The 22,958-nt window shown below is 73.1% G+C and carries 18 protein-coding genes; 13 read left to right on the top strand and 5 right to left on the bottom strand.

The features are described from left to right. Positions 1–8: 8 nt before the first annotated feature. From ACWFNE_RS19630 to ACWFNE_RS19585, 10 genes are all read left to right on the top strand, one after another. Complete coding sequence (locus ACWFNE_RS19630; protein ID WP_452124104.1) at positions 9–1,013, top strand: ABC transporter permease; 1,005 nt, start codon at positions 9–11, stop codon at positions 1,011–1,013. Beyond that, on the top strand, positions 1,010–1,948 hold the full coding sequence (locus ACWFNE_RS19625) for an ABC transporter permease (protein ID WP_452124103.1): 939 nt from the start codon (positions 1,010–1,012) through the stop codon (positions 1,946–1,948). The genes ACWFNE_RS19630 and ACWFNE_RS19625 overlap by 4 nt, the downstream gene beginning before the upstream one ends. A 5-nt stretch (positions 1,949–1,953) precedes the next feature. After that, positions 1,954–3,699, top strand: coding sequence for an ABC transporter ATP-binding protein (locus tag ACWFNE_RS19620; protein WP_452124102.1), 1,746 nt, complete (start codon positions 1,954–1,956; stop codon positions 3,697–3,699). Positions 3,700–3,828: 129 nt separating this feature from the next. Then, on the top strand, positions 3,829–4,854 hold the full coding sequence (locus ACWFNE_RS19615) for a 6-phosphofructokinase (protein WP_452124101.1): 1,026 nt from the start codon (positions 3,829–3,831) through the stop codon (positions 4,852–4,854). Between the two features lie 199 nt (positions 4,855–5,053). Continuing rightward, positions 5,054–6,541, top strand: a complete 1,488-nt coding sequence (gene rpsA, locus ACWFNE_RS19610) for a 30S ribosomal protein S1 (RefSeq protein ID WP_452124100.1) — start codon at positions 5,054–5,056, stop codon at positions 6,539–6,541. A gap of 97 nt (positions 6,542–6,638) precedes the next feature. Next, entirely contained in the window at positions 6,639–7,268 is a 630-nt protein-coding gene (coaE, locus tag ACWFNE_RS19605) for a dephospho-CoA kinase (RefSeq protein WP_452124099.1), read from the top strand. After that, positions 7,265–7,903 (top strand): pyroglutamyl-peptidase I, encoded by a 639-nt coding sequence (gene pcp / locus ACWFNE_RS19600; protein WP_452124098.1) that lies wholly within the window; start codon positions 7,265–7,267, stop codon positions 7,901–7,903. Before coaE ends, pcp begins: the two co-directional genes overlap by 4 nt. 97 nt (positions 7,904–8,000) lie before the next feature. After that, the gene (gene uvrB, locus ACWFNE_RS19595) at positions 8,001–10,106 is read left to right on the top strand and encodes an excinuclease ABC subunit UvrB (protein WP_452124097.1); all 2,106 of its coding nucleotides are present in this window, start codon (positions 8,001–8,003) and stop codon (positions 10,104–10,106) included. A 399-nt stretch (positions 10,107–10,505) separates the two neighbouring features. Next, entirely contained in the window at positions 10,506–11,564 is a 1,059-nt protein-coding gene (locus ACWFNE_RS19590; RefSeq protein WP_452124096.1) for a TerC family protein, read from the top strand. A 213-nt stretch (positions 11,565–11,777) separates the two neighbouring features. Continuing rightward, positions 11,778–12,512, top strand: coding sequence for a Type 1 glutamine amidotransferase-like domain-containing protein (locus tag ACWFNE_RS19585; RefSeq protein ID WP_452124095.1), 735 nt, complete (start codon positions 11,778–11,780; stop codon positions 12,510–12,512). A gap of 57 nt (positions 12,513–12,569) precedes the next feature. Here the strand turns inward: ACWFNE_RS19585 and ACWFNE_RS19580 are convergent, their stop codons facing one another. Beyond that, on the bottom strand, positions 12,570–13,832 hold the full coding sequence (locus ACWFNE_RS19580) for an NAD(P)/FAD-dependent oxidoreductase (RefSeq protein WP_452124094.1): 1,263 nt from the start codon (positions 13,830–13,832) through the stop codon (positions 12,570–12,572). Positions 13,833–14,224: 392 nt separating this feature from the next. Between ACWFNE_RS19580 and ACWFNE_RS19575 the strand changes: the two genes are divergently transcribed. Next, positions 14,225–15,406: an ABC transporter substrate-binding protein gene (locus ACWFNE_RS19575; RefSeq protein ID WP_452124093.1), complete on the top strand. Its 1,182-nt coding sequence runs from the start codon at positions 14,225–14,227 to the stop codon at positions 15,404–15,406. 28 nt (positions 15,407–15,434) lie between these two features. Here the strand turns inward: ACWFNE_RS19575 and ACWFNE_RS19570 are convergent, their stop codons facing one another. Then, the gene (locus ACWFNE_RS19570; protein ID WP_452124092.1) at positions 15,435–15,731 is read right to left on the bottom strand and encodes a YciI family protein; all 297 of its coding nucleotides are present in this window, start codon (positions 15,729–15,731) and stop codon (positions 15,435–15,437) included. A 76-nt stretch (positions 15,732–15,807) separates the two neighbouring features. Here ACWFNE_RS19570 and ACWFNE_RS19565 point away from each other — a divergent pair, with 76 nt between their 5' ends. Then, positions 15,808–16,659 (top strand): aldo/keto reductase, encoded by an 852-nt coding sequence (locus ACWFNE_RS19565; RefSeq protein WP_452124091.1) that lies wholly within the window; start codon positions 15,808–15,810, stop codon positions 16,657–16,659. An 82-nt stretch (positions 16,660–16,741) separates the two neighbouring features. On the opposite strand, the gene ACWFNE_RS19560 is transcribed toward ACWFNE_RS19565, so the two are convergent. Next, entirely contained in the window at positions 16,742–17,449 is a 708-nt protein-coding gene (locus ACWFNE_RS19560) for an MBL fold metallo-hydrolase (protein WP_452124090.1), read from the bottom strand. Next, positions 17,446–19,284: a glycoside hydrolase family 15 protein gene (locus tag ACWFNE_RS19555; protein WP_452124089.1), complete on the bottom strand. Its 1,839-nt coding sequence runs from the start codon at positions 19,282–19,284 to the stop codon at positions 17,446–17,448. The genes ACWFNE_RS19560 and ACWFNE_RS19555 overlap by 4 nt, the downstream gene beginning before the upstream one ends. 119 nt (positions 19,285–19,403) lie before the next feature. Between ACWFNE_RS19555 and uvrA the strand changes: the two genes are divergently transcribed. Further along, positions 19,404–22,265, top strand: coding sequence for an excinuclease ABC subunit UvrA (gene uvrA, locus ACWFNE_RS19550; protein WP_452124088.1), 2,862 nt, complete (start codon positions 19,404–19,406; stop codon positions 22,263–22,265). A 73-nt stretch (positions 22,266–22,338) separates the two neighbouring features. Here the strand turns inward: uvrA and ACWFNE_RS19545 are convergent, their stop codons facing one another. After that, the gene (locus ACWFNE_RS19545; protein WP_452124087.1) at positions 22,339–22,875 is read right to left on the bottom strand and encodes an OsmC family protein; all 537 of its coding nucleotides are present in this window, start codon (positions 22,873–22,875) and stop codon (positions 22,339–22,341) included. Between the last annotated feature and the right edge of the window lie 83 nt (positions 22,876–22,958).

The raw sequence follows: 22,958 nt of genomic DNA, 5'->3' as shown, positions 1-22,958 counted from the left end.
CAGGCTCGATGATCCGACTTGTCCTGCAGAGGATCGCACTCCTCGTCCCCACCCTGCTCGGACTGTCGGTCCTGCTGTTCCTGTGGGTCCGCGCTCTCCCGGGAGGTCCGGCAACGGCCCTCCTGGGGGAGCGCGCCACCCCCGAGGCCGTCGAGCGCATCAACGAGCTCTACGGCTTCAACGAACCGATCGTGAAGCAGTACCTCACCTACGTCGGCGAGCTCGTGACGGGCAACTTCGGGACGTCGACGCGGACCAACCGGCCCGTGCTCGAGGAGTTCCTCAACCGGTTCCCCGCGACGGTCGAGCTCACGATCCTCGCGCTCGTCATCGCGATCGGCGTCGGCATCCCGCTCGGGTACGTCGCGGCACGCCGGCAGGGGAAGCTCACCGACCACGCGACCGTCGTGGCGTCGCTGATCGGCGTCACGATCCCGGTCTTCTTCCTCGCCTTCCTGCTCAAGTGGCTCTTCGCCGTGCAGCTCGGCTGGTTCCCGTCGGCGGGCCGGCAGGACCCCTCGATGGTCGCGACGCACCCGACGGGCTTCTACGTGCTCGACGGGCTGCTCACGCGGGAGTGGGACGCGAGCTGGGACGCGTTCGTCCACCTCGTGCTGCCGGCCGTCGCGCTCGGGTCCATCCCGCTCGCGATCATCGCGCGCATCACGCGTGCCTCGGTGATCGAGGTGCAGAACGCCGACTACGTCCGCACGGCACGCGCCAAGGGCCTGCGGCGCTCACGCCTGCGCAGCCGCGTCATCCTGCGCAACGCGATGCTCCCGGTGTCGACGACGATCGGCCTCCAGGTGGGCCTGCTGCTCTCCGGGGCGGTGCTGACGGAGACCGTGTTCGCGTTCCCCGGGATCGGCAGCTTCCTCGCCGACGCGATCTTCAACCTCGACTACGCCGTGCTCCAGGGCTTCGTGCTCATCATCGCGATCGTGTACGCGCTCGCGAACCTCGCCGTGGACGTGTCCTACGGCGTGATCGACCCCAGGATGAGGACCCGATGACCGAGGCGGACCTGACCACGGCCCCGTCCGCGGGCGACCCCCGCGCCGGCGCGGACGACCCGGCCGACGTCGGCGCGTCCCTGTGGCGCGTCGCCCTCCGCCGGCTGCGGCGCAACCCCGGGGCGATCGTCGGTGCGGCGATCGTGCTCGCGTTCGTCCTCGTCGCGATCTTCGCGCCGCTGATCGCGAACTACGGACCCGGGGAGCTCCCGGGCCGCGCGGAGGTGCGCCCGACCTACATCCCCGGGCCGTCCGACGCGTACCCGCTCGGGCTCGACCGGTACGGCGCCGACCTGTTCTCCCAGCTCGTCTGGGGCGCGCGGGCCTCGCTGCTCGTCGGCGTCCTGTCGACGCTCGTCGGGCTGATCGGCGGCATCCTGCTCGGGCTCATGGCCGGTGCGTTCGGCGGCTGGGTCGACACCGTCACGATGCGCGGGGTCGACCTCATGCTGTCGGTGCCGAGCCTGCTGCTCGCGGTGTCGATCGCGGCGATCATCGGCCAGACGTCCGCGAGCGTCATCATCGCGATCGGCGTCGTCCAGGTGCCGATCTTCGCGCGCCTGCTGCGCGGGTCGATGCTTGCGCAGCGCGGGCAGGACTACGTGCTCGCGGCGAGCTCGCTCGGCCTGAGCCGGCGCACCGTGACGATGAACCACGTGCTGCCCAACAGCGTCTCGCCCGTGATCGTGCAGGCGACGCTCATGCTCGCGACCGCCGTCATCGAGGCGGCGGCGCTGTCCTTCCTGGGTCTCGGCGGCGGCGCACCGACCACGGCCGAGTGGGGACGCATGCTCACGGCCGCCCAGAACGAGCTCGAGGTGGCCCCGCGGCTCGCCCTGTGGCCGGGCGCGTGCATCGCGGTCACGGCCCTCGGCTTCACCCTGTTCGGCGAGGCGCTGCGTGAGGCCCTCGACCCCCGCTCGAGGAAGAGGTGACCACGGTGAGCGCTGCGAGCGCACCCGGGACCGGCGCGGCAGGGCCGCTGCTCAGCATCCAGGACCTCGAGGTCACCTTCACCACGGACGCGGGCCGCTCCGTCGCCGTCTCGGGCGTGAGCTTCGACGTGCGCGCGGGCGAGACCGTCGCGATCGTCGGGGAGTCCGGCTCGGGCAAGTCGACGACGGCGGCGGCGGTGATCGGGCTGCTCGCGCAGAACGGCTCGGTCACCGGCGGGCGCATCCTGTTCGACGGGCAGGACCTCGCGACGATGAGCCCCGGTGAGGTGTCCCGCCTGCGCGGCAGCGAGATCGGCATGGTCCCGCAGGACCCGATGTCGAACCTCAACCCGGTGCGCCGGGTCGGCTCGCAGATCGCCGAGGCGCTCGAGGACAACGGCGTCGCGAAGGGCCGCGCGGCCCGGACCCGGACCGTCGAGCTGCTCGAGGAGGCCGGGCTGCCGGACGCCGAGCGGCGCGCGGAGCAGTACCCGCACGAGTTCTCGGGCGGCATGCGCCAGCGCGCGCTCATCGCGATGGGCCTCGCGTGCCGGCCGCGGCTGCTCATCGCCGACGAGCCGACCTCGGCGCTCGACGTCACCGTGCAGCGCACGATCCTCGACCGCCTCACCCAGCTGACGGACCAGCTGGGGACGTCGGTGCTGCTCATCACGCACGACCTGGGGCTGGCCGCCGAGCGCGCGCACCGCATCGTCGTGATGTACCGCGGGAAGGTCGTCGAGGCCGGTCCTGCCGCCGAGCTGCTGCGCGACCCGCAGCACGAGTACACGCGCCGGCTGCTCGCCGCGGCGCCGTCGCTCGCGTCGCGCCGCATCCAGCTCGCGAAGGCGGCGGGTGTCGACGACACCTCCGACCTGCTCGCGGTGTCGCGCGGGGACGAGGACGGGACGCCGGCGGCCGCCACGGGTGGGCCGGCGAAGACCGACCACATCATCGAGGTCGACCACGTCACCAAGGTGTACGGGCTGCGCGGGCGCCGGATGTTCTCGCGCTCGGAGAGCTTCACCGCGGTCGACGACGTGAGCTTCGTGATCCCGCGCGGTCGCACGGTCGCCGTCGTGGGGGAGTCGGGCTCGGGGAAGTCGACCGTCGCGAAGATGATGCTCGACCTGGTGAAGCCGACGTCGGGCGTCATCCGCTTCGACGGCGGGGCCGTGGGCGGTGCGGACCGCACGGCCGAGGTCGCGTTCCGCCGCCGGGTCCAGCCGATCTTCCAGGACCCGTACTCCTCGCTCGATCCGCTGTTCACGATCGGCCGGACCATCGAGGAGCCGCTGCGCGCGCACGGCGTCGGCTCGACGACCGAGCGACGGCAACGGGTGCGGGAGCTCCTCGACGACGTCGCGCTGCCGTCCGACGTGCTGCGGCGCTACCCGGCCGAGCTCTCGGGCGGCCAGCGCCAGCGCGTCGCCATCGCGCGGGCGCTCGCGCTCAACCCGGACCTCGTGGTGTGCGACGAGGCGGTCTCGGCGCTCGACGTCATCGTGCAGTCGCAGATCCTGCGCCTGCTCGCGGACCTGCAGCAGCGGCTCGGCCTGAGCTACCTGTTCATCAGCCACGACCTCGCGGTCGTGCGGCAGGTCGCGGACCAGGTGTGCGTCATGGAGCGCGGGCGCATCGTCGAGCAGGGCACGGCGGACGACGTCTTCGACGACCCGCAGACGGAGTACACGCGCACCCTGCTCGACGCGATCCCGGGTCGGGACCTCGAGCTCGGCCTCGTCGGCTGAGATCCCCGGACGCGCCGCCCCACCTGGGACGGAAGGCTCAGTGCGCAGCCGGCGCACTGGCTACGCTGGCGGCCGAGGAGCTCGAGGACGCGCCCTCGACCCCCACCCCCTGCGACCAAGGAGTTCCCAGTGCGAGTCGGACTGCTCACGGGCGGCGGCGACGTCCCCGGGCTGAACGCGGCGATCCGCGCCGTCGTCAAGCAGGGTGAGGGCGAGTACGGTCACTCGATCATCGGCTTCCGCAACGGCTGGCGCGGCGTGGTCGACGGCGACGTCTTCCCGCTCGGCCGTCAGCACATCCGCAACGTGCTGACGCAGGGCGGGACGCTGCTCGGCACCGCGCGGTACCACCCCCACGCCAAGGACGGCGGCATCGACGGGGTGCTCGCGACCCTCGAGGCGGAGCGGATCGAGGCGCTGATCTGCATCGGCGGCGACGGGACCCTGCACGCCGCGAGCAAGGTCGCCGAGGCCGGCGTCCGGATCGTCGCGATCCCCAAGACGATCGACAACGACGTGTGGGGGACCGACCGCTCGATCGGCTTCGACACGGCCGTCGGCATCGCGACCGAGGCGCTCGACCGCGTGCACACCACGGCGGAGAGCCACAACCGCGTGATGATCGTCGAGGTCATGGGCCGCCACGCCGGCTGGATCGCCGTCTCGTCCGCGATCGCGTCGGGCGCCGAGCTGGTCCTCACCCCCGAGGAGCCGTTCGACATCGAGCGCGTCGTGAAGTTCCTCAAGCACCGGCACCGCGCGCACGCGAGCTTCTCGATCGTCGTCGTCGCCGAGGGTGCGGTCCCGCTCCAGGGCAGCGCGATGTCGTACGAGGCGCCCGTCGGCAAGTTCGGCGAGATCGTCGCCGGCGCGATCAGCGAGCGCATCAAGGTCGAGATCGAGGAGCGCACCGGGTTCGACACGCGCGTCACGGTGCTCGGCCACGTGCAGCGCGGCGGCACCCCCACGCACACGGACCGCATCCTCGGCAGCCGGTTCGGGACCGCGGCGATCGACGCGATCAGCCGCGGCGAGACGGGTGTCATGACCGCGCTGCGCGGCGAGGACGTCGTGCTGGTCCCGCTCGAGGAGATCGCCGGCAAGGTCAAGCAGGTGCCCGCCGAGCTGCTCCAGGTGGCGCGGGCCCTCGCCTGACGCACGTCACGCCTGCCTTTGACCGGCTCCACGCAGGACCGATAAGGTAGACGGCGGTGCCGCGCGCCTTGGCGACGGTCTGCTCGTGAGGGTCCCGCAGGGATCCCGCCTGTGAACCCCCTTCGGGACGGTCGGCACCGCACACCATGCAGCATCCCTGTCCGTCCTACATCCTGTCCGCAACGGAGCCCATCCCTACATGAGCATTTCCACCCCCGCGAAGCCCGCCACGCCGCAGGTCGCGATCAACGACATCGGCTCGGCCGAGGACTTCCTCGCCGCGATCGACGCCACCATCAAGTACTTCAACGATGGCGACATCGTCGAGGGCACCATCGTCAAGGTCGACCGCGACGAGGTGCTCCTGGACATCGGCTACAAGACCGAGGGCGTCATCCCCTCCCGTGAGCTGTCCATCAAGCACGACGTGGACCCCGGTGAGGTCGTCAAGGTCGGCGACGAGGTCGAGGCCCTGGTCCTCCAGAAGGAGGACAAGGAAGGCCGGCTGATCCTGTCCAAGAAGCGTGCGCAGTACGAGCGCGCGTGGGGCACGATCGAGAAGATCAAGGAGGAGGACGGCGTCGTCACCGGCACCGTCATCGAGGTCGTCAAGGGTGGCCTCATCCTCGACATCGGCCTGCGCGGGTTCCTCCCCGCCTCGCTCGTGGAGATGCGTCGCGTCCGTGACCTCCAGCCGTACGTCGGCAAGGAGATCGAGGCCAAGATCATCGAGCTCGACAAGAACCGCAACAACGTCGTCCTCTCGCGCCGTGCCTGGCTCGAGCAGACGCAGTCCGAGGTGCGCTCGACCTTCCTGCAGACGCTGCAGAAGGGCCAGGTCCGCCCCGGTGTCGTCTCCTCGATCGTCAACTTCGGTGCGTTCGTGGACCTCGGCGGCGTCGACGGGCTCGTGCACGTCTCCGAGCTGTCGTGGAAGCACATCGACCACCCCTCCGAGGTCGTCGAGGTGGGCCAGGAGGTCACCGTCGAGGTCCTCGACGTCGACTTCGACCGCGAGCGTGTCTCCCTGTCGCTGAAGGCGACGCAGGAGGACCCGTGGCAGGCCTTCGCCCGCACGCACGCCATCGGCCAGGTCGTCCCGGGCAAGGTCACGAAGCTCGTCCCGTTCGGTGCGTTCGTGCGCGTCGAGGACGGCATCGAGGGCCTCGTGCACATCTCGGAGCTGGCCGTGCGCCACGTCGAGATCCCGGAGCAGGTCGTCCAGGTCGGCGACGACGTCTTCGTCAAGGTCATCGACATCGACCTCGAGCGTCGCCGCATCTCGCTGTCCCTCAAGCAGGCGAACGAGGGCGTCGACCCGAGCAGCGACGACTTCGACCCCGCGCTGTACGGCATGGCGGCGGAGTACGACGAGCAGGGCAACTACAAGTACCCCGAGGGCTTCGACTCGACCACGAACGAGTGGCTCGAGGGCTTCGAGGCGCAGCGCGAGGTGTGGGAGGCGCAGTACGCGCAGGCCCACGAGCGCTGGGAGGCGCACCGCAAGCAGGTCGCCGAGGCCAGCAAGGCCGACGCGGAGGCCGCGAACGGCGACGGTGGCAGCAGCAGCAGCACCGGCGGTGCGACGGCGTCCACCTACTCGTCGGCCCCGGTCGAGGAGATCGGCGGGACGCTCGCGTCCGACGAGGCGCTCGCCGCTCTGCGCGAGAAGCTCACGGGCAACTGATCCACCGAGCCCTCCGGGGCTCACCACGACGGGCCGGTCACCTCTTCGGGTGGCCGGCCCGTCGTGCGTCCCGCTCCGCGTCGGGCAGGATGGTCCGATGCAACGCATCGGACTGACCGGCGGGATCGCAGCAGGAAAGTCGGTGGCGGCAAGTCACCTCGCCGAGCTGGGTGCGGTCGTCATCGACTACGACCAGCTCGCGCGGGAGGCGGTCGAGCCGGGCTCGGTCGGTCTCGACGAGGTCGCGGAGGCGTTCGGGCCGGGCGTGGTCGGCGCCGACGGCGCGCTGGACCGGGCCGCGCTCGCGGCACTCGTCTTCACGGACGCCGCCGCGCTCGAGCGGCTCAACGGGATCATCCACCCGGTGGTCCGCAGGCTCGCCGCCGAGCGCGAGGCGGCGGCGGCGACCGCGGACGCGGGCGCGGTGGTCGTGCACGACATCCCGCTGCTCGTCGAGACGGGCCGGGGGGACGAGTTCCACGTCGTGGTCGTCGTGCACGCGCCCGTGGCGCAGCGCCTCGGGCGGCTCGTCGAGGGCCGGGGCCTCGCGCGCGACGAGGCGGAGCGCCGCATCGCGGCGCAGACGAGCGACGAGACGCGCGCCGCGGCAGCCGACGTCGTCCTCGACGGCACCGGCACGGACGCGGGGCTGCGCGCGCAGGTCGACGCGCTGTGGGCGCGGCTCGCCGCCGAGCGGGCCGAGGAGCTGGCCGCGGAGGTGCGGTGAGCACGGTCCTGCTGACGGCGTTCGAGCCCTTCGACGGGCAGGCGGTCAACGCGTCGCTCGAGGCGGTGCGGCGGGTCGAGGCTGCGTGGGACGGCCCGGCGACGCTCGTGGTGCGGGTGCTGCCGGTGTCGTTCCGCGGGGCCCGCCAGGAGCTCCGTGCGGCGGTCGCGGAGCTCTCGCCCGAGCTCGTGGTGTGCGTCGGTGAGGCCGGCGGGCGGGCCGCCGTGGGGATCGAGCGCGTGGCGGTCAACGTGATCGACGCACGGATCCCCGACGCCGACGGGTCGGCGCCGGTCGACGTCCCCGTGATCGCCGGGGCGCCGGCCGCGTTCTTCTCGACGCTGCCCGTGAAGGCGTGCTGGACCGCCGCGCGCGAGGCGGGTGCGCCGGCCGAGGTGTCGGGGACGGCCGGCACCTACGTGTGCAACGCGACGTTCTACGCGCTGCAGCACCTGCTGCACGGTCGTGCGGGCGTGCGCAGCGGGTTCGTGCACGTGCCACGGCTGCCCGAGCAGGTCGGTGCGGGGGAGCCGGCGCTCGAGGCCGGGCTGGCCGCGCGCGGGCTGCTCGCGGTGCTGCGGGCGGCGCTCACGACGACGACCGACGTGCGGGTCGCTGCGGGTTCGCTCGGCTGACGCGTCCGCCGGCCGGGTCGTGCCGGGGCGTCGCGCCGACGGCGAACGGAGCGGTCCGGCGGGGGTGCGTGTGGGTGGCGGCACGTAGCGTAGAGGCATGCGCCCCGTGACCGATCTGCAGCGGACCGTCGCCCCGTTCCAGGTGGTGTCGGAGTACACGCCGTCGGGCGACCAGCCCACCGCCATCGCCGATCTCGCCAAGCGAGTCCGTGCGGGGGAGAAGGACGTGACGCTGCTGGGCGCCACGGGAACGGGCAAGTCCGCGACGACCGCGTGGCTCATCGAGGAGCTCCAGCGCCCCACGCTCGTCATGGCGCCGAACAAGACGCTCGCGGCGCAGCTCGCGACGGAGTTCCGCGAGCTGCTGCCGAACAACGCGGTCGAGTACTTCGTGTCGTACTACGACTACTACCAGCCCGAGGCGTACATCGCGCAGACGGACACGTACATCGAGAAGGACTCGTCGATCAACGACGAGGTCGAGCGGCTGCGGCACTCGGCCACGAGCTCGCTGCTCACGCGGCGCGACGTCGTCGTGGTCGCGTCGGTGTCCTGCATCTACGGCCTGGGCACGCCGCAGGAGTACGTCGACCGCATGGTCCAGCTCTCGGTGGGCGACCAGGTGGACCGCGACCAGATGCTGCGCCGGTTCGTCGCGATGCAGTACACGCGCAACGACATGGCGTTCACCCGCGGCACGTTCCGCGTCCGCGGGGACACGGTCGAGATCATCCCGGTCTACGAGGAGCTCGCGATCCGCATCGAGTTCTTCGGCGACGAGATCGAGGCGATCCAGACCCTGCACCCGCTCACCGGCGACGTCGTCCGCGAGGAGCGTGAGGTGCACCTGTTCCCCGCGACGCACTACGTCGCGGGTCCCGAGCGCATGGAGCGGGCGATCGGCGGCATCGAGGCCGAGCTCGAGTGGCGTCTCGCCGACCTCGAGCGGCAGAACAAGCTGCTCGAGGCCCAGCGGCTGCGCATGCGCACGACCTACGACATCGAGATGATGCGCCAGATCGGCTCGTGCTCCGGCATCGAGAACTACTCACGGCACATCGACGGCCGTGAGGCGGGGACCGCACCGCACACGCTGATCGACTACTTCCCCGAGGACTTCCTGCTGGTGATCGACGAGTCCCACGTGACCGTCCCGCAGATCGGTGCGATGTACGAGGGCGACATGTCGCGCAAGCGGAACCTCGTCGACCACGGCTTCCGGCTGCCGTCGGCCATGGACAACCGGCCGCTGCGCTGGGAGGAGTTCGTCGACCGCATCGGGCAGACGGTGTACCTGTCGGCGACGCCCGGCAACTACGAGCTGTCGATGTCCGACGGGGTCGTCGAGCAGATCATCCGCCCGACGGGGCTGGTCGACCCGGAGATCGTCGTCAAGCCGACCCACGGGCAGATCGACGACCTCCTCCACGAGATCCGCGAGCGCGCCGACCGCAACGAGCGCGTCCTCGTCACGACCCTGACCAAGAAGATGTCGGAGGACCTGACCGACTACCTCCTGGAGAAGGGCGTCCGGGTCCGCTACCTGCACTCGGAGGTCGACACGCTGCGCCGCGTCGAGCTGCTCCGCGAGCTCCGGATGGGCGAGTTCGACGTGCTCGTCGGCATCAACCTGCTGCGTGAGGGCCTCGACCTGCCGGAGGTCTCGCTCGTCGCGATCCTCGACGCCGACAAGGAGGGCTTCCTGCGGTCCGGGACCTCGCTGATCCAGACCATCGGCCGTGCGGCCCGTAACGTCTCGGGCCAGGTGCACATGTACGCCGACCGGATCACCGACAGCATGGCCCTGGCCATCGACGAGACCACCCGGCGCCGGGCGAAGCAGGTCGCCTACAACCTCGAGCACGGGATCGACCCGACCCCGCTGCGGAAGAAGATCGGCGACATCACCGACCTGCTCGCCCGTGAGGACGCCGACACCGCCGAGCTGCTGGGCGGCGCCGGGCGCCAGGCGAGCCGCGGCAAGGCACCGGTCCCCGGGCTGGGCTCGAAGGCCGGCGCCCGGACGGAGCGGACCAAGCTCTCGGGGGCAGCGGCGAGCGAGCTCGCGGACCTCATCCAGGAGCTCACCGACCAGATGCACGCGGCGGCGGGGGAGCTCCAGTTCGAGCTCGCCGGTCGGCTGCGCGACGAGATCTCGGGCCTCAAGCGCGAGCTGCGGCAGATGCAGGCCGCGACCGCATGAGCGGGGACGTCCTGTCGGCGCGCGTCCGGTGAGCCCTCGCACAGCCCCCGGTCTCGTCGGCACGCGCCCCAGGCTCCCCGCGCCGGGGCCGCCGCACCGGCGGGGCTCGAACGACCGCACCGGCAGGGCTCGAACGACCGCACCGGCGGGGCTCGAACGACCGCACCGGCCCACAAGTTCCCGCAGCGACCGATCGCACCGTGTGACGTTCCTCCCCGGCGTCGGGCAGGCGCGAGAGGCCGGGCGTGACCTACGCTCGGTCACGTTGGAGGGGAGTATCCCGCCACGACGCGCTCGTCAGCACGGTCGACTCCGTAGTCGCCCCGGTCGCGTCGGCCCGCCGCAGAGCGTCGGGTAGGGAGAGACCTCCGGTACTCGTTGTGTACCGGAGGTGTACCTGTGTCTGTTCCCCTGTGGGTGTGGGGCGCGACGACCGCGCTCGTCGTCGGCATGATCCTGTTCGACTTCTTCGCTCACGTGCGCAAGCCGCACGAGCCGACCTTCCGCGAGTCCGCGACGTGGTCGGTGCTCTACGTCGCGATCGCCGTCCTGTTCGGGATCGGCGTCGGCGTGGTCTCCGGGTGGACGTTCGGCGGGGAGTACTTCGCCGGGTACGTCACCGAGAAGAGCCTGTCGGTCGACAACCTGTTCGTCTTCCTCATCATCATGACGAAGTTCGCGGTGCCGCGGGCGTACCAGCAGAAGGTCCTGCTCGTCGGCGTCGTGATCGCGCTCGTGCTCCGCACGGTGTTCATCCTGCTCGGCGCGGCGGCGATCGAGGAGTGGTCGTGGGTCTTCTACGTCTTCGGCGGCTTCCTGATCTACACGGCGATCAAGCTCGCCCGGGAGAAGCACGACGGCGACGTCGAGCACGAGGCGGTCGAGGAGAAGGACAGCCTGGCGGTGCGCATGCTCAAGCGCGTCCTGCCGACGACGGAGAAGTACCACGGCGACCGCCTGACGGTCGTGGTCGACGGCAAGCGGCTCGTCACGCCGATGCTCCTCGTGATGGTGGCGATCGGCAGCACCGACATCCTCTTCGCGCTGGACTCGATCCCCGCGATCTACGGCCTCACGCAGGAGCCGTACCTGGTCTTCACGACGAACGCGTTCGCGCTCCTCGGGCTGCGCCAGCTCTACTTCCTGCTCGGCGGGCTGCTCGAGCGCCTCGTGTACCTGTCGCAGGGCCTGTCCGTCATCCTCGGCTTCATCGGTGTGAAGCTCGTGCTCCACGCGATGCACACGAACGAGCTCGCGTTCCTCAACGGGGGCGAGGCGTTCCACTGGGCGCCGGAGATCCCGACGTGGCTGTCGCTGTCGGTCATCCTCGCGACGCTCGCGGTCGCGACGGTCGCGAGCCTGCTCAAGACCCGCAACGACGCGCGCGCCGAGGCGGGCCGTCCCGGTGTCGACCGCAGCGACGACGACCCCGTCGAGGTCACCCGCTCCGCGGGCTGAGCCGTCGCCCGCGCGCAGCGGGCACCACGCAGCGCCCGGTCCGCCCCGCACCCGCGGGGACGGGCCGGGCGTCGCGTCGTCCGGCCCGGTCGGCGTGCCGACGGGCGCGCGCCGTCGCCCGGGGCGGGCGGACCCGCGGACGTCGGGTTCGCCCGTCGAGCTCGTGGGACCGACCCGCGGACGAGCAGCCCGTGCGCTCGGTAGCGTGCCGCCATGACTGCCGACACCCCCACCATCGTCGCGACGTCGGGCGGCTACGTCGCCGGTCGGCGCACCCGGCTCGAGCTCGGGCCGCTCGTCCACCACGCGATCGACCTCGCGGGTCCGGCGGGACGCCCGCGGGTGTGCCACCTGGGCACCGCGGGCGGGGACCAGGCGTCGGGGCGGGCGGACCTGCAGGACGCGGCGCAGGTCGCCGGCGTCGACCTCACGCACCTGACGTTGTTCTCGATGCCGAACGTCGACGACGTCGAAGGGCACCTCCTCGGCCAGGACGTCGTGTGGGTGGGTGGCGGCTCGGTCGCGAACCTGCTCGCCGTCTGGCGCGTGCACGGGCTCGACGAGATCCTGCGCCGCGTCTGGGAGGCGGGCGTGGTGCTGGCCGGCGTGAGCGCCGGGTCGATCTGCTGGTACGTCGGCGGCACGACCGACTCGTTCGGTCCGGAGCTGCGGCCGGTGGCGAACGGCCTGGCGCTGCTGCCGTACGGCAACGGCGTGCACTACGACTCCGAGGCGCGGCGGCGCCCGCTGGTGCATGCGCTCGTCGCGGACGGGACCCTGCCGACGACGCACTGCACCGACGACGGGGTCGGGCTCGTGTACCGCGGCACGGAGCTCGTCGAGGCGGTGTCCGAGCGTCCGGGGCAGGGCGCGTACGTCGTGCGGCGGGACGGCGGACGGGCTGTCGAGCAGCGGCTGGAGCCGCGTCGCCTGCCCGCGATCCGCTGAGAGCAGCGCGACCCCGCGGCACCGACCGGCGTCGCAGCCCGAGCGACCGGGTGCCGGTCAGCCCGCGGCTGACCCGTCGAGCCAGGCCAGGGCCCCGTGCGCGGCGGCGACCCCCGTGCTGAACGACGCCTGCAGCAGGTAGCCGCCCGTGGGCGCCTCCCAGTCGAGCATCTCGCCCGCGACGAACGTGCCCGGCATCCGGCGCAGCATGAGCGACCCGTCGACCTCGGCCCACGCGATGCCGCCGGCCGTCGAGATCGCGCGGTCGATCGGCATCGTCCCGGTCACCTCGACGGGCACCGCCTTGACCAGCGCGGCGGCCACGTCGGCGTCGCTCGGCAGGGGACCGCGGGCCGCCTCGCGGACGAGCGAGATCCCGGCGGGGTCCAGGCCGATCGCGCGGCGCAGCCAGGTGGTGCCGGAGTCCTTGGGTCGCCGCCGCTCCCGCAACCGGTCGGCGAGCTGCCGCACCGTGTGGTCGGGGCGCAGGTCGACGTCGAGCACGGCTCGTCCGTCGGCGTCGAGGGCCTCCCGGATGGCGGCCCCGAGCGCGTACACCGGGCCTCCCTCGAGACCGCTGCGTGTCACCATCGCGTCGCCGCGCACGGTCCGTGACGCGCCGGTGCTGCGTGACCCGCCGAGCGACCCTCCGCGCGCGGTCAGTGCCACGTGCTTGAGCGGGGTCCCCGCGAACCGGTCCGCGAACGTGGCGGCCCAGCCGACCCGGACCCCGACGTTCGCGGGCCGCAGCGGCACGACCTCGACGCCCTGCTCGGCGAACGGGCCGGTCCACCCGCCGTCCGAGCCGAGCCGCGGCCAGGACGCCCCGCCGAACGCGAAGACGGTCACGTCGCTCGTGACCTCGGTCTCCGAGCCGTCGGCCCGCGCGAGCCGCACCGTCCCGGGTGGCTGCGCCCAGCCGGTCCACAGGTGCCGCCGCTCGACCCGGACCCCCAGGTCGGCGAGGCGCGCGAGCCAGGCCCGGACGAGCGGCGTGGCACGGAACGACCGCGGGAACACGCGTCCGCTCGAACCGACGAACGTCGGCTCACCCAGTCCCGCGCACCAGTCGCGCAGGTCCTGCGGTCCGAATGCCCCGAGCGCCGGCGCGAGCCGCTCGGAGGCGCTGCCGTACCGGGCGAGGAACGGCCCGGGCGCCTCGGAGTGCGTGATGTTGAGCCCGCCGTGCCCCGCCAGCAGGAGCTTGCGGGCCGGCGAGGGCATGCGGTCGTACACCGTGACCGTGACGCCGGCGCGCCCGAGCACCTCCGCCGCCATGAGGCCGGCCGGTCCGCCGCCGAGCACGGTGGCGGTGGTCATCGTCGGTGCGCGACGAGCCGTGGGTGGGGGGCACACGGCGACGCTAGCCCACCGGTCGCCGCGCGGTCGTCGACGTCCGGCCGCGTGGGGTCGCACGGCACCGGGACGACGGAGCCTCGAACGCCTGGACCGTTCCGCCGGTCCTTCCGCCGCTCTAGCCTGGGCGTGGACGCCGGAAGGAGCCGAGGATGCCCGCGACCGAGCGGTCCCGTTCCCGGGGTCGCGCGCGCCGCGCCGGGGAGCCGTCGCGGCCGGAGCGACACGTCGGGCGGAGCCGGAACGGTCGCCGCCGGCCACGGTCACGGCGGACCGGTGTCGCCGTCGCACTCGTCGCCGCTGTCCTGGGCGCGGGGTGCGGCGCCCAGGACCGCCCGGCACCGTCGATCACCGGCGTGCACGTCGACGTCCTCGGCCTGTGGAGCGGCCCGGAGCGCGACAGCTTCTCGACCGTCGCCTCGCGGTGGGAGTCCGGCACGGGCGCGGTGCTCGACTGGGAGGACTCGCAGGACGTCGCGGGTGACCTGGCTGCGCGGCTGGCGGCCGGTGACCCGCCGGACGTCGCCGTGCTGCCCAACCCGGGCCTGCTGCGTGCGCTCGCGGACCAGGGCGTCCTGGTCCCGCTCGACGCCGACCGCTTCGCGCGGGACTACGGCCCGGCCTGGATCGACCTCGGGAGCCGCGACGGCACGCTGTACGGCGTCGTCGTCAAGGTCTCGAGCAAGGCGACGGTCTGGTACTCCCCTCGCGTGTTCGCCGCCGAGGGGTACCGCGTACCCGCGACGTGGGACGACATGACGGCTCTCGCGGACGACGTGGTGGCCCACGGCCGTGCGGCGTTCTCCGTGGTGGCGCCGCGCGGGCCGGGGAGCGGCTGGGCACTGACGGACTGGGTCGCGCAGCTCGTGCTCGGCGCGTGCGGCCCGGAGCTCTACGACCGGTGGGTCGCGGCTGAGATCCCCTGGACCGACGCGTGCGTGCGCGGGGCGTTCGACCGGTTCACGGGCGTCGTGCGCACCCCGGGGTACGTGCTCGGCGGCGCCGCGGGCATCCTCGCCACGAGCGACGCGACGGGGGCGGACCCGCTGTTCACCGACCCCCCGGGCGCAGCCATGCACCCGCTCGCCTCGTTCGCCCAGGGGTTCATCGCGTCCGCGCACCCGGACCTCGAACCGGGGGAGGACTACGACGTCTTCGCCTTCCCCCCGGTGGACCCCGACCTCGCCGGGGCGACCACGGTCGGCGGCGACGTCGTCGTCCTGCTCGACGACACCCGGGCGGCGCGCTCGTTCGTGACGTTCCTCGCGGGCGCCGACGCCCAGCGGGCCTGGGTGGAGCTCGGCGGGTACACATCAGCGAACCGGCAGGTCCCGCCGCAGGCGTACCGCGACCCCGTCGCACGCAGGATCGCCGCGGACCTCGCCGGTGCCGAGCTCGTCCGCTTCGGGGCCGGCGACCTCATGCCCGCTCCGGTGCAGCGCGCGTGGTGGGCGGGGATGGTGACGCTCGTCGAGGACCCGACGAGCCTGGACGCGATGCTCGACGCGATGACCCGGACCGCCGCGGGCGCGCGCTGATCACCCGCGGGGCCGCGGGTGCCGGGGGTCAGAGCGGCGCGGGCTCCGGCCAGCCGCCGATCACGACGTTCCAGCCGCGCACGGTCGTCGACGCGACGACGCCCTCGCGCGCGAACGGGTCGGCGGCGAGCAGGGCGTCGAGCGTCGCCCGGTCGTCGGTGCGGAACACGAGGAGGGCGCCCGGGTCGCCGTCGGCCCACGGCCCCGAGGCGAGGAGCGTGCCCTGCTCCGCGAGGCCGCGCAGGTAGGTGCGGTGCTCGGGCCGCACGGCGTCCTGCACGTCACGGCGCTCGTCATAGGTGTACGTCACGGCGAAGATCGACATGCGGACATCCTGCCGCACCGCCCGCGTCGCCCGGCCCGGCTGCGCGGGCTGCCCGGGCCGGTGAGAGAGTGCGGGGGTGACCACGAGCGCTCCCACGCAGCCCCCGGTCCCCGACGTCGCGCTGCTCGACGGGACCGCGGTCCCGCAGCTCGGGCTCGGGGTGGACAAGGTCGACGACGACGGTGCGCGGGAGGCCGTCGCGACCGCGCTCGCCGCCGGGTACCGGCTCGTGGACACCGCGACGCTCTACGGCAACGAGGTCGGCGTCGGGCGCGCGCTGCGGGAGTCGGGCGTCCCGCGCGAGGAGCTCCACGTCACGACGAAGCTGTGGAACGACGACCAGGGGCGCGAGCGCACGCTGCGCGCGTTCGACGAGTCCGTCGCGCGGCTCGACGTCGGGGCGCCGGACCTGTACCTGATCCACTGGCCGTGCGCCGGCCGGGACCTCTACGTCGAGACCTGGCAGACGCTCGTCGGGCTCCATGAGGACGGCCGGGTCCGCTCGATCGGGGTGTCGAACTTCCAGCCCGCGCACCTCACGCGCATCGTCGAGGACTCGGGCGTCGTGCCCGTGCTCAACCAGGTCGAGCTGCACCCGTACCTCCAGCAGCGTGCGCTGCGGGAGCACCACGCGCGCCTCGGTGTCGCGACGCAGGCGTGGGCGCCGCTCGGAGCCGGGAACGGCGTGCTCGACGACCCGGTGATCGTGTCCGTCGCCCGGTGCCACCGGGTCACGCCCGCGCAGGTGGTGCTCCGCTGGCACCTCGACCTGGGGACGCTCGTGATCCCGAAGTCGGTGACCCCGGGGCGGATCCGGGAGAACGTCGACGTCTTCGGCTTCGAGCTGACCGACGAGGACCACCGGCTCGTCGCCGGGCTCGACCGCGGCGAGCGGGTCGGGCCAGACCCGGACGTCCTCGGGGCCTGAGCGGGGCCCGCCTCGCACGTCCGGCCCACATCTCGACCCGTCCGGCGCCTCGCACCGCTGCCCGGGCGCACGTCCGTCGCGGTCACCAGCCGCGGGCGCGCCACTCGTCGAGGTGCGGTCGCTCGGCGCCGAGCGTGGTGTCCGCGCCGTGCCCCGGGTAGACCCACGTGTCGTCGCCGAACCGGTCGAACACGCGGTCGACGACGTCACCCAGCAGCGCCGTGAACCGCGCGGCGTCCCCTCCCGTCGCGCCCACGCCACCGGGGAACAGCGAGTCCCCGGTGAGCAGGTGCACCCGGGCAGCGACGGCGCCCTCCGCGTGCACGTGCTCGGGCTCGCGGTAGGCCAGCGCGACCGAGCCGGGGGTGTGCCCGCGCAGCGCGACGACCTCGAGCACCAGGTGGCCGACCGTGAGCGTGTCGCCGTGCCGGAGCCGGCGGCGCACCGGCACGCCGGTCGCCGCGGTGATCGCGTCGGCGTCGGCGTCCCCGGCGGCCACCGGTGCACCCGTGAGCGCGACGACGGACGCGAGCGCGCGGTGGTGGTCCGCGTGCTGGTGCGTGGTCACGACGACGTCGAGCCGAGAGGTCGCGGACACGTCGTGCAGCAGCTCCGCGAGCCGGTCGGGCTCGTCGGCGGCGTCGACCAGGAGCTGTGCGCCGCTGCCGCGGCACGTGAGCAGGTAGGCGTTGTTCGCCATCGGCCCGACGGCGAGCTTGCGCACCACGACCTCGTCGAGCTCGCGCACGTCGGCCGGGCCACCGGGCCGCACGTCCCCGGTGTACGTCACGACGCACCGTCGGGGGTCGTGCCGACCGGCTGCAGCTGCGCGCCGGCGAGTGCACGGTCGTGGCTGCGGACGGCGCGGACCAGGGCGAGGTGCGAGAGCGCCTGCGGGTAGTTGCCGGCCATGCGGCCCTCGACCGGGTCGTACTCCTCCGCGAGCAGGCCGAGCTCGCCGCCGAGCGCCGTGAGGGTGTCCAGCGCGGCGCTCGCCCCGGCCACGTCACCCTGCCGCGCGAGCGCGTCGGCCAGCCAGAACGAGCACGCCAGGAACGGGTGCTCGCTGCCGGCCAGCCCGTCGTCGGTGTGCTCGGCGCGGTAGCGGAGCACGAAGCCCGGGGCGACCTCGAGCTCGCGCCGGATCGCCGAGACCGTCGAGCGCATCCGGGGGTCGTCCGGGGGCAGGAAGCCGACCTGGAGCATCTGGAGCAGCGACGCGTCGGTGTGGGTCGCGCCGTAGTGCTGCACGAACGTCCCCAGCCCTGCGTCCCAGCCGTGCTCGAGGACGTCGGCGTGGACGGCGTCGCGCGCGCGGCGCCACTCGTCGACCGGGCCCGGCAGTCCGTGGTCCTCGACGGCCCGCACGGCGCGGTCGAGCGCGGCCCAGGACATGACCTTCGAGTGCGTGAAGTGGCGGGGCTCGCCGCGGACCTCCCAGATGCCGCGGTCCGGCTCGCGCCAGCTCGTGAGGAGGTCCCGGACGAGGTGCCGCTGCATCGCCCACGAGTCGTCCGACTCGGCGAGCCCGCCCGCGCGCGCCTCGTGCAGCGCGCACATGACCTCGCCCAGGACGTCGTTCTGGGTCTGCCCGACGGCGGCGTTGCCGACGCGCACCGGCCGTGACCCCGCGTAGCCGGGAAGGTGGTCGAGCGTGCGCTCGGGCAGGTCGCGCCGCCCGTCGACGCCGTACATGATCTGCAGGTCGGCCGGGTCGCCGGCCACGGCGCGCAGCAGCCACCCGCGCCACGCCGTCGCCTCGTCGCGGTAGCCGTGCTCCAGGAGCGCCTCGAGCGTCATCGCCGCGTCACGCAGCCAGCAGAACCGGTAGTCCCAGTTCCGCTCGCCGCCGAAGTCCTCGGGGAGCGACGTCGTCGGCGCCGCGACGATCCCGCCGGTCTCGGCGTGCGTCAGCAGGCGCAGCACGAGCAGCGAGCGGACGACCTGCGGGCGGTAGGAGCCGGTGTAGTCGCAGCGCCGGGCCCACTCGCCCCACGCACCGAGGGTCGCGTCGACGCGGTCGGGGATCGTCAGCCGCTCCGGCACCTCGGACCACGAGTGCGTCCACGTGACCGCGAGCTCGGCGCTCTCGCCGGCCGCGAGCTCGAACTCGTCGCGGTGCACGCGCCCGTGCGCCGAGGGCAGACGGTCCCCGCGCAGCAGGAGCGAGTCGGGGCCGGCGACGGCCTGGATGCCCTCGACGCCGTTGACGTCGTGGACGTGGTGCACCCACGGCACGGTCGCGCCGTAGCCGAAGCGCACGACCCACTCGTGCTCGACGGCCACCGTGCCCGCGGTGCACTCGATGCGCCGGACGAGGTCGGCGCGGCCGTCGCCGACCGGCATGGCGTCCGTCACGACCGCGGTCCCGGTGGGCGACGTGTACATCGTCCGGAGCACGAACGAGTCGCCGGCGTAGGTGCGCGAGACGTCCGTCGCGTCGGGGACCGTGAGCAGCCACCGTCCGTGCTCGCGGGTGCCGAGCAGCGCGGCGAACGACGCGGGGGAGTCGAACCGGGGCAGGCAGAGCCAGTCGACCGATCCGCGGCGGGAGACGAGCGCGGCGGTGTGCCCGTCGCCGAGGACCGCGTAGTCGGCGATCGGCGGGGGAGTGTGGAGGCGCATCGGTCCATCATCGGCGAGCTGCGCGCACCGCACCCGGCGACGGCCCGGCGGAGTGGCGCCGGTCACGTTCCGTTCGAACACCTGTGCGGCATGTCGGAGGGTCGACGTAGCATGTCGGGGTGAATGATCGTCTGGTGGTCCAGGGGGCCCGCGAGCACAACCTCCGCAACGTCGACCTCGACCTCCCGCGGGACAGCCTCATCGTCTTCACCGGGCTCTCCGGCTCGGGCAAGTCGTCGCTCGCGTTCGACACGATCTTCGCCGAGGGCCAGCGCCGCTACGTCGAGTCGCTCTCGGCGTACGCGCGCCAGTTCCTCGGGCAGATGGACAAGCCCGACGTCGACTTCATCGAGGGCCTCTCGCCCGCGGTCTCGATCGACCAGAAGTCGACCAACCGGAACCCGCGGTCGACGGTCGGCACGATCACCGAGGTCTACGACTACCTGCGCCTGCTGTTCGCTCGCGCCGGGACCCAGCACTGCCCGGTGTGCGGCGAGCGGGTCACCGCGCAGACGCCGCAGCAGATCGTCGACCGCCTGCTCGAGCTCCCCGAGGGGACGCGGTACCAGGTGCTCGCACCGGTCGTGCGCGGGCGCAAGGGTGAGTACGCCGACCTGTTCAAGGAGCTCCAGGCCAAGGGCTTCGCGCGGGCGCGCGTCGACGGGGAGGTCGTCCAGCTCACGAGCCCCCCGACGCTGGAGAAGAAGCTCAAGCACGACATCGAGGTGGTCGTCGACCGCCTCGTCGCACGCGAGGGCGTGCAGCGCCGGCTCACCGACTCGGTCGAGACCGCGCTCGGCCTCGCAGGCGGCCTGCTCGTCGCCGAGATGGTCGACGCGGACGCGGACGACCCCGAGCGCGAGCGCCGGTTCTCCGAGCACCGGGCGTGCCCCAACGACCACCAGCTGACGCTCGAGGAGATCGAGCCGCGCACCTTCTCCTTCAACGCCCCGTACGGCGCGTGCCCCGAGTGCACCGGGATCGGCTCGCGGCTCGAGGTCGACCCCGACCTCGTCATCCCGGACGAGGACCTCTCCCTCGCGGACGGCGCGGTCGCGCCCTGGTCGCAGGTCTCGAGCGAGTACTTCGCGCGCGTCCTGACCGCGCTCGCGAGCGACCTCGGCTTCTCCATGGACGCCCCGTGGCGGGCACTGCCCGAGCGCGCGAGGAAGGCCGTGCTGTACGGCGAGAACCACGAGGTGCACGTCAAGTACCGCAACCGCTGGGGCCGTGAGCGGCAGTACTCGACCGGGTTCGAGGGCGTCGTGACGTTCCTCGAGCGGCGCTACGCCGAGACCGAGTCGGAGTGGAGCAAGGAGAAGTACGAGGCCTACATGCGCGAGGTCCCGTGCCCCGTGTGCGACGGCGCGCGCCTCAAGCCGGAGGTCCTCGCGGTGCGGGTCGGCGGGCACTCGATCGCCGAGGTCTGCGCGCTGCCGATCCGCGAGGCGCGCGACTTCCTCGACGCGCTCGAGCTCAGCGAGCGCGAGGCGGCGATCGCGACGCAGGTGCTCAAGGAGATCCAGGCCCGGCTCGGCTTCCTGCTCGACGTCGGCCTCGACTACCTCTCGCTCATGCGCCCCGCGGCGACGCTCTCGGGCGGCGAGGCGCAGCGCATCCGCCTCGCGACGCAGATCGGCTCGGGTCTCGTGGGCGTGCTGTACGTGCTCGACGAGCCCAGCATCGGGCTCCACCAGCGCGACAACCGCCGCCTCATCGACACGCTGACGCGCCTGCGCGACCTCGGGAACACCCTGATCGTCGTCGAGCACGACGAGGACACCATCCGCACGGCCGACTGGATCGTCGACATCGGCCCCGGCGCGGGCGAGCACGGCGGCCGCGTGGTGCACTCGGGCGACCTCGAGGGGCTCCTGGCGTCGCCGGAGTCCGTCACGGGTGCCTACCTGTCCGGTCGTCGCTCGATCCCGATGCCGAGCAAGCGGCGCAAGGTCGACCCCAAGCGCAAGGTCACGGTCGTCGGCGCGCGCGAGCACAACCTGACGGGCATCGACGTGTCGTTCCCCCTGGGGACCCTCACGGCGGTCACCGGCGTCTCGGGCTCGGGCAAGTCCACGCTGGTGAACTCGATCCTCTACACCGTCATGGCGAACGAGCTCAACGGCGCACGCCAGGTCGCGGGTCGGCACAAGAGGGTGACCGGGCTCGAGCACCTCGACAAGGTCGTGCACGTCGACCAGGGGCCCATCGGGCGCACGCCGCGGTCCAACCCGGCGACGTACACCGGCGTCTGGGACCACGTCCGGAAGCTGTTCGCCGAGACGACCGAGGCCAAGGTCCGTGGGTACACGCCCGGGCGGTTCTCGTTCAACGTCAAGGGCGGGCGCTGCGAGGCGTGCTCCGGCGACGGCACCCTGAAGATCGAGATGAACTTCCTGCCCGACGTCTACGTGCCGTGCGAGGTGTGCCACGGCGCGCGCTACAACCGCGAGACGCTCGAGGTGCACTTCAAGGGCAAGACCGTCGCCGACGTCCTCGCGATGCCGATCGAGGAGGCTGCGGAGTTCTTCGCCGCCGTCCCCTCGATCTCCCGGCACCTGCGCACGCTCGTCGACGTCGGCCTCGGGTACGTGCGCCTCGGCCAGCCGGCCCCGACGCTCTCGGGCGGCGAGGCGCAGCGCGTCAAGCTCGCCACGGAGCTGCAGCGGCGCTCGACGGGCCGCACGGTCTACGTGCTCGACGAGCCGACGACCGGCCTGCACTTCGAGGACATCCGCAAGCTGCTCGCGATGCTGCAGTCGCTCGTCGACAAGGGCAACAGCGTGATCGTGATCGAGCACAACCTCGACGTCATCAAGAACGCCGACTGGGTCATCGACATGGGCCCCGAGGGCGGCAGCGGCGGCGGCAAGGTCGTCGCCGAGGGGACGCCCGAGCGCGTCGCGCAGGTCGCGGCGAGCCACACGGGGCGCTTCCTCGCCGAGGTGCTCGAGCCCGAGGCGCGGCTCGCGTCAGCCTGACGCACGCACGCACGCACGCACGCACGCACGCGCCGGGCGGGCTGAGCTACGCCCGCCCGGCCGCGTGCACCGCTCAGCCGGGGACCCCGCGCGGGAGGGGCCCGGCGCCCGCGTCGACCGCCGCGCCGGGTGGGCCGACGTGCACCGGCGACGGCGCGTGGCGCACGGGGAAGTTGACCGACCGCGCGATGAAGCAGTGCTCGTGCGCCCGGGCGTGGAGCTCGGCGAGGTCGGTCCCGGGCTCCGCGGACCCCGCCGCGACGGTCACGCGAGGACGCAGGACGACCTCCGTGAACTGCCCGTGCCCCGCGGCCTCGACGCGCATCGTCCCGCTCGCACGGTCGCGGTACCCCGTGACGACGACCCCGGCCGTGGCCGCGAGGTGCAGGAACCAGAGCATGTGGCACTGCGCGACAGCCGCGACGAGCAGCTCCTCGGGGCTGTAGCGGTCGGGGTCGCCGCGGAACGCCGGGTCCGAGGACCCGGGGAGCGGCGGCTTGTCGCCGATCAGCACCTCGTGTTCTCGGCTGTACGCGGTGTAGCTCGTCGTCCCGCTCGTGCCGGCGCCCGTCCAGACGACCTCGGCGGCGAACGTGTGAAGGGGTCCCATCGGCCCACGCTAGCGCGGTGGCCGTCCGGTCCGGCGCGAGTCCGCCCGCCGCGGTGCTCCGCTGCCCGCGAACGCGTGACGTC

The organism is Cellulomonas sp. NPDC055163 (genome assembly GCF_053607065.1).
Note: the sequence above shows the minus strand (reverse complement) of the source record. Positions and strands in the feature narration are given on the sequence as shown.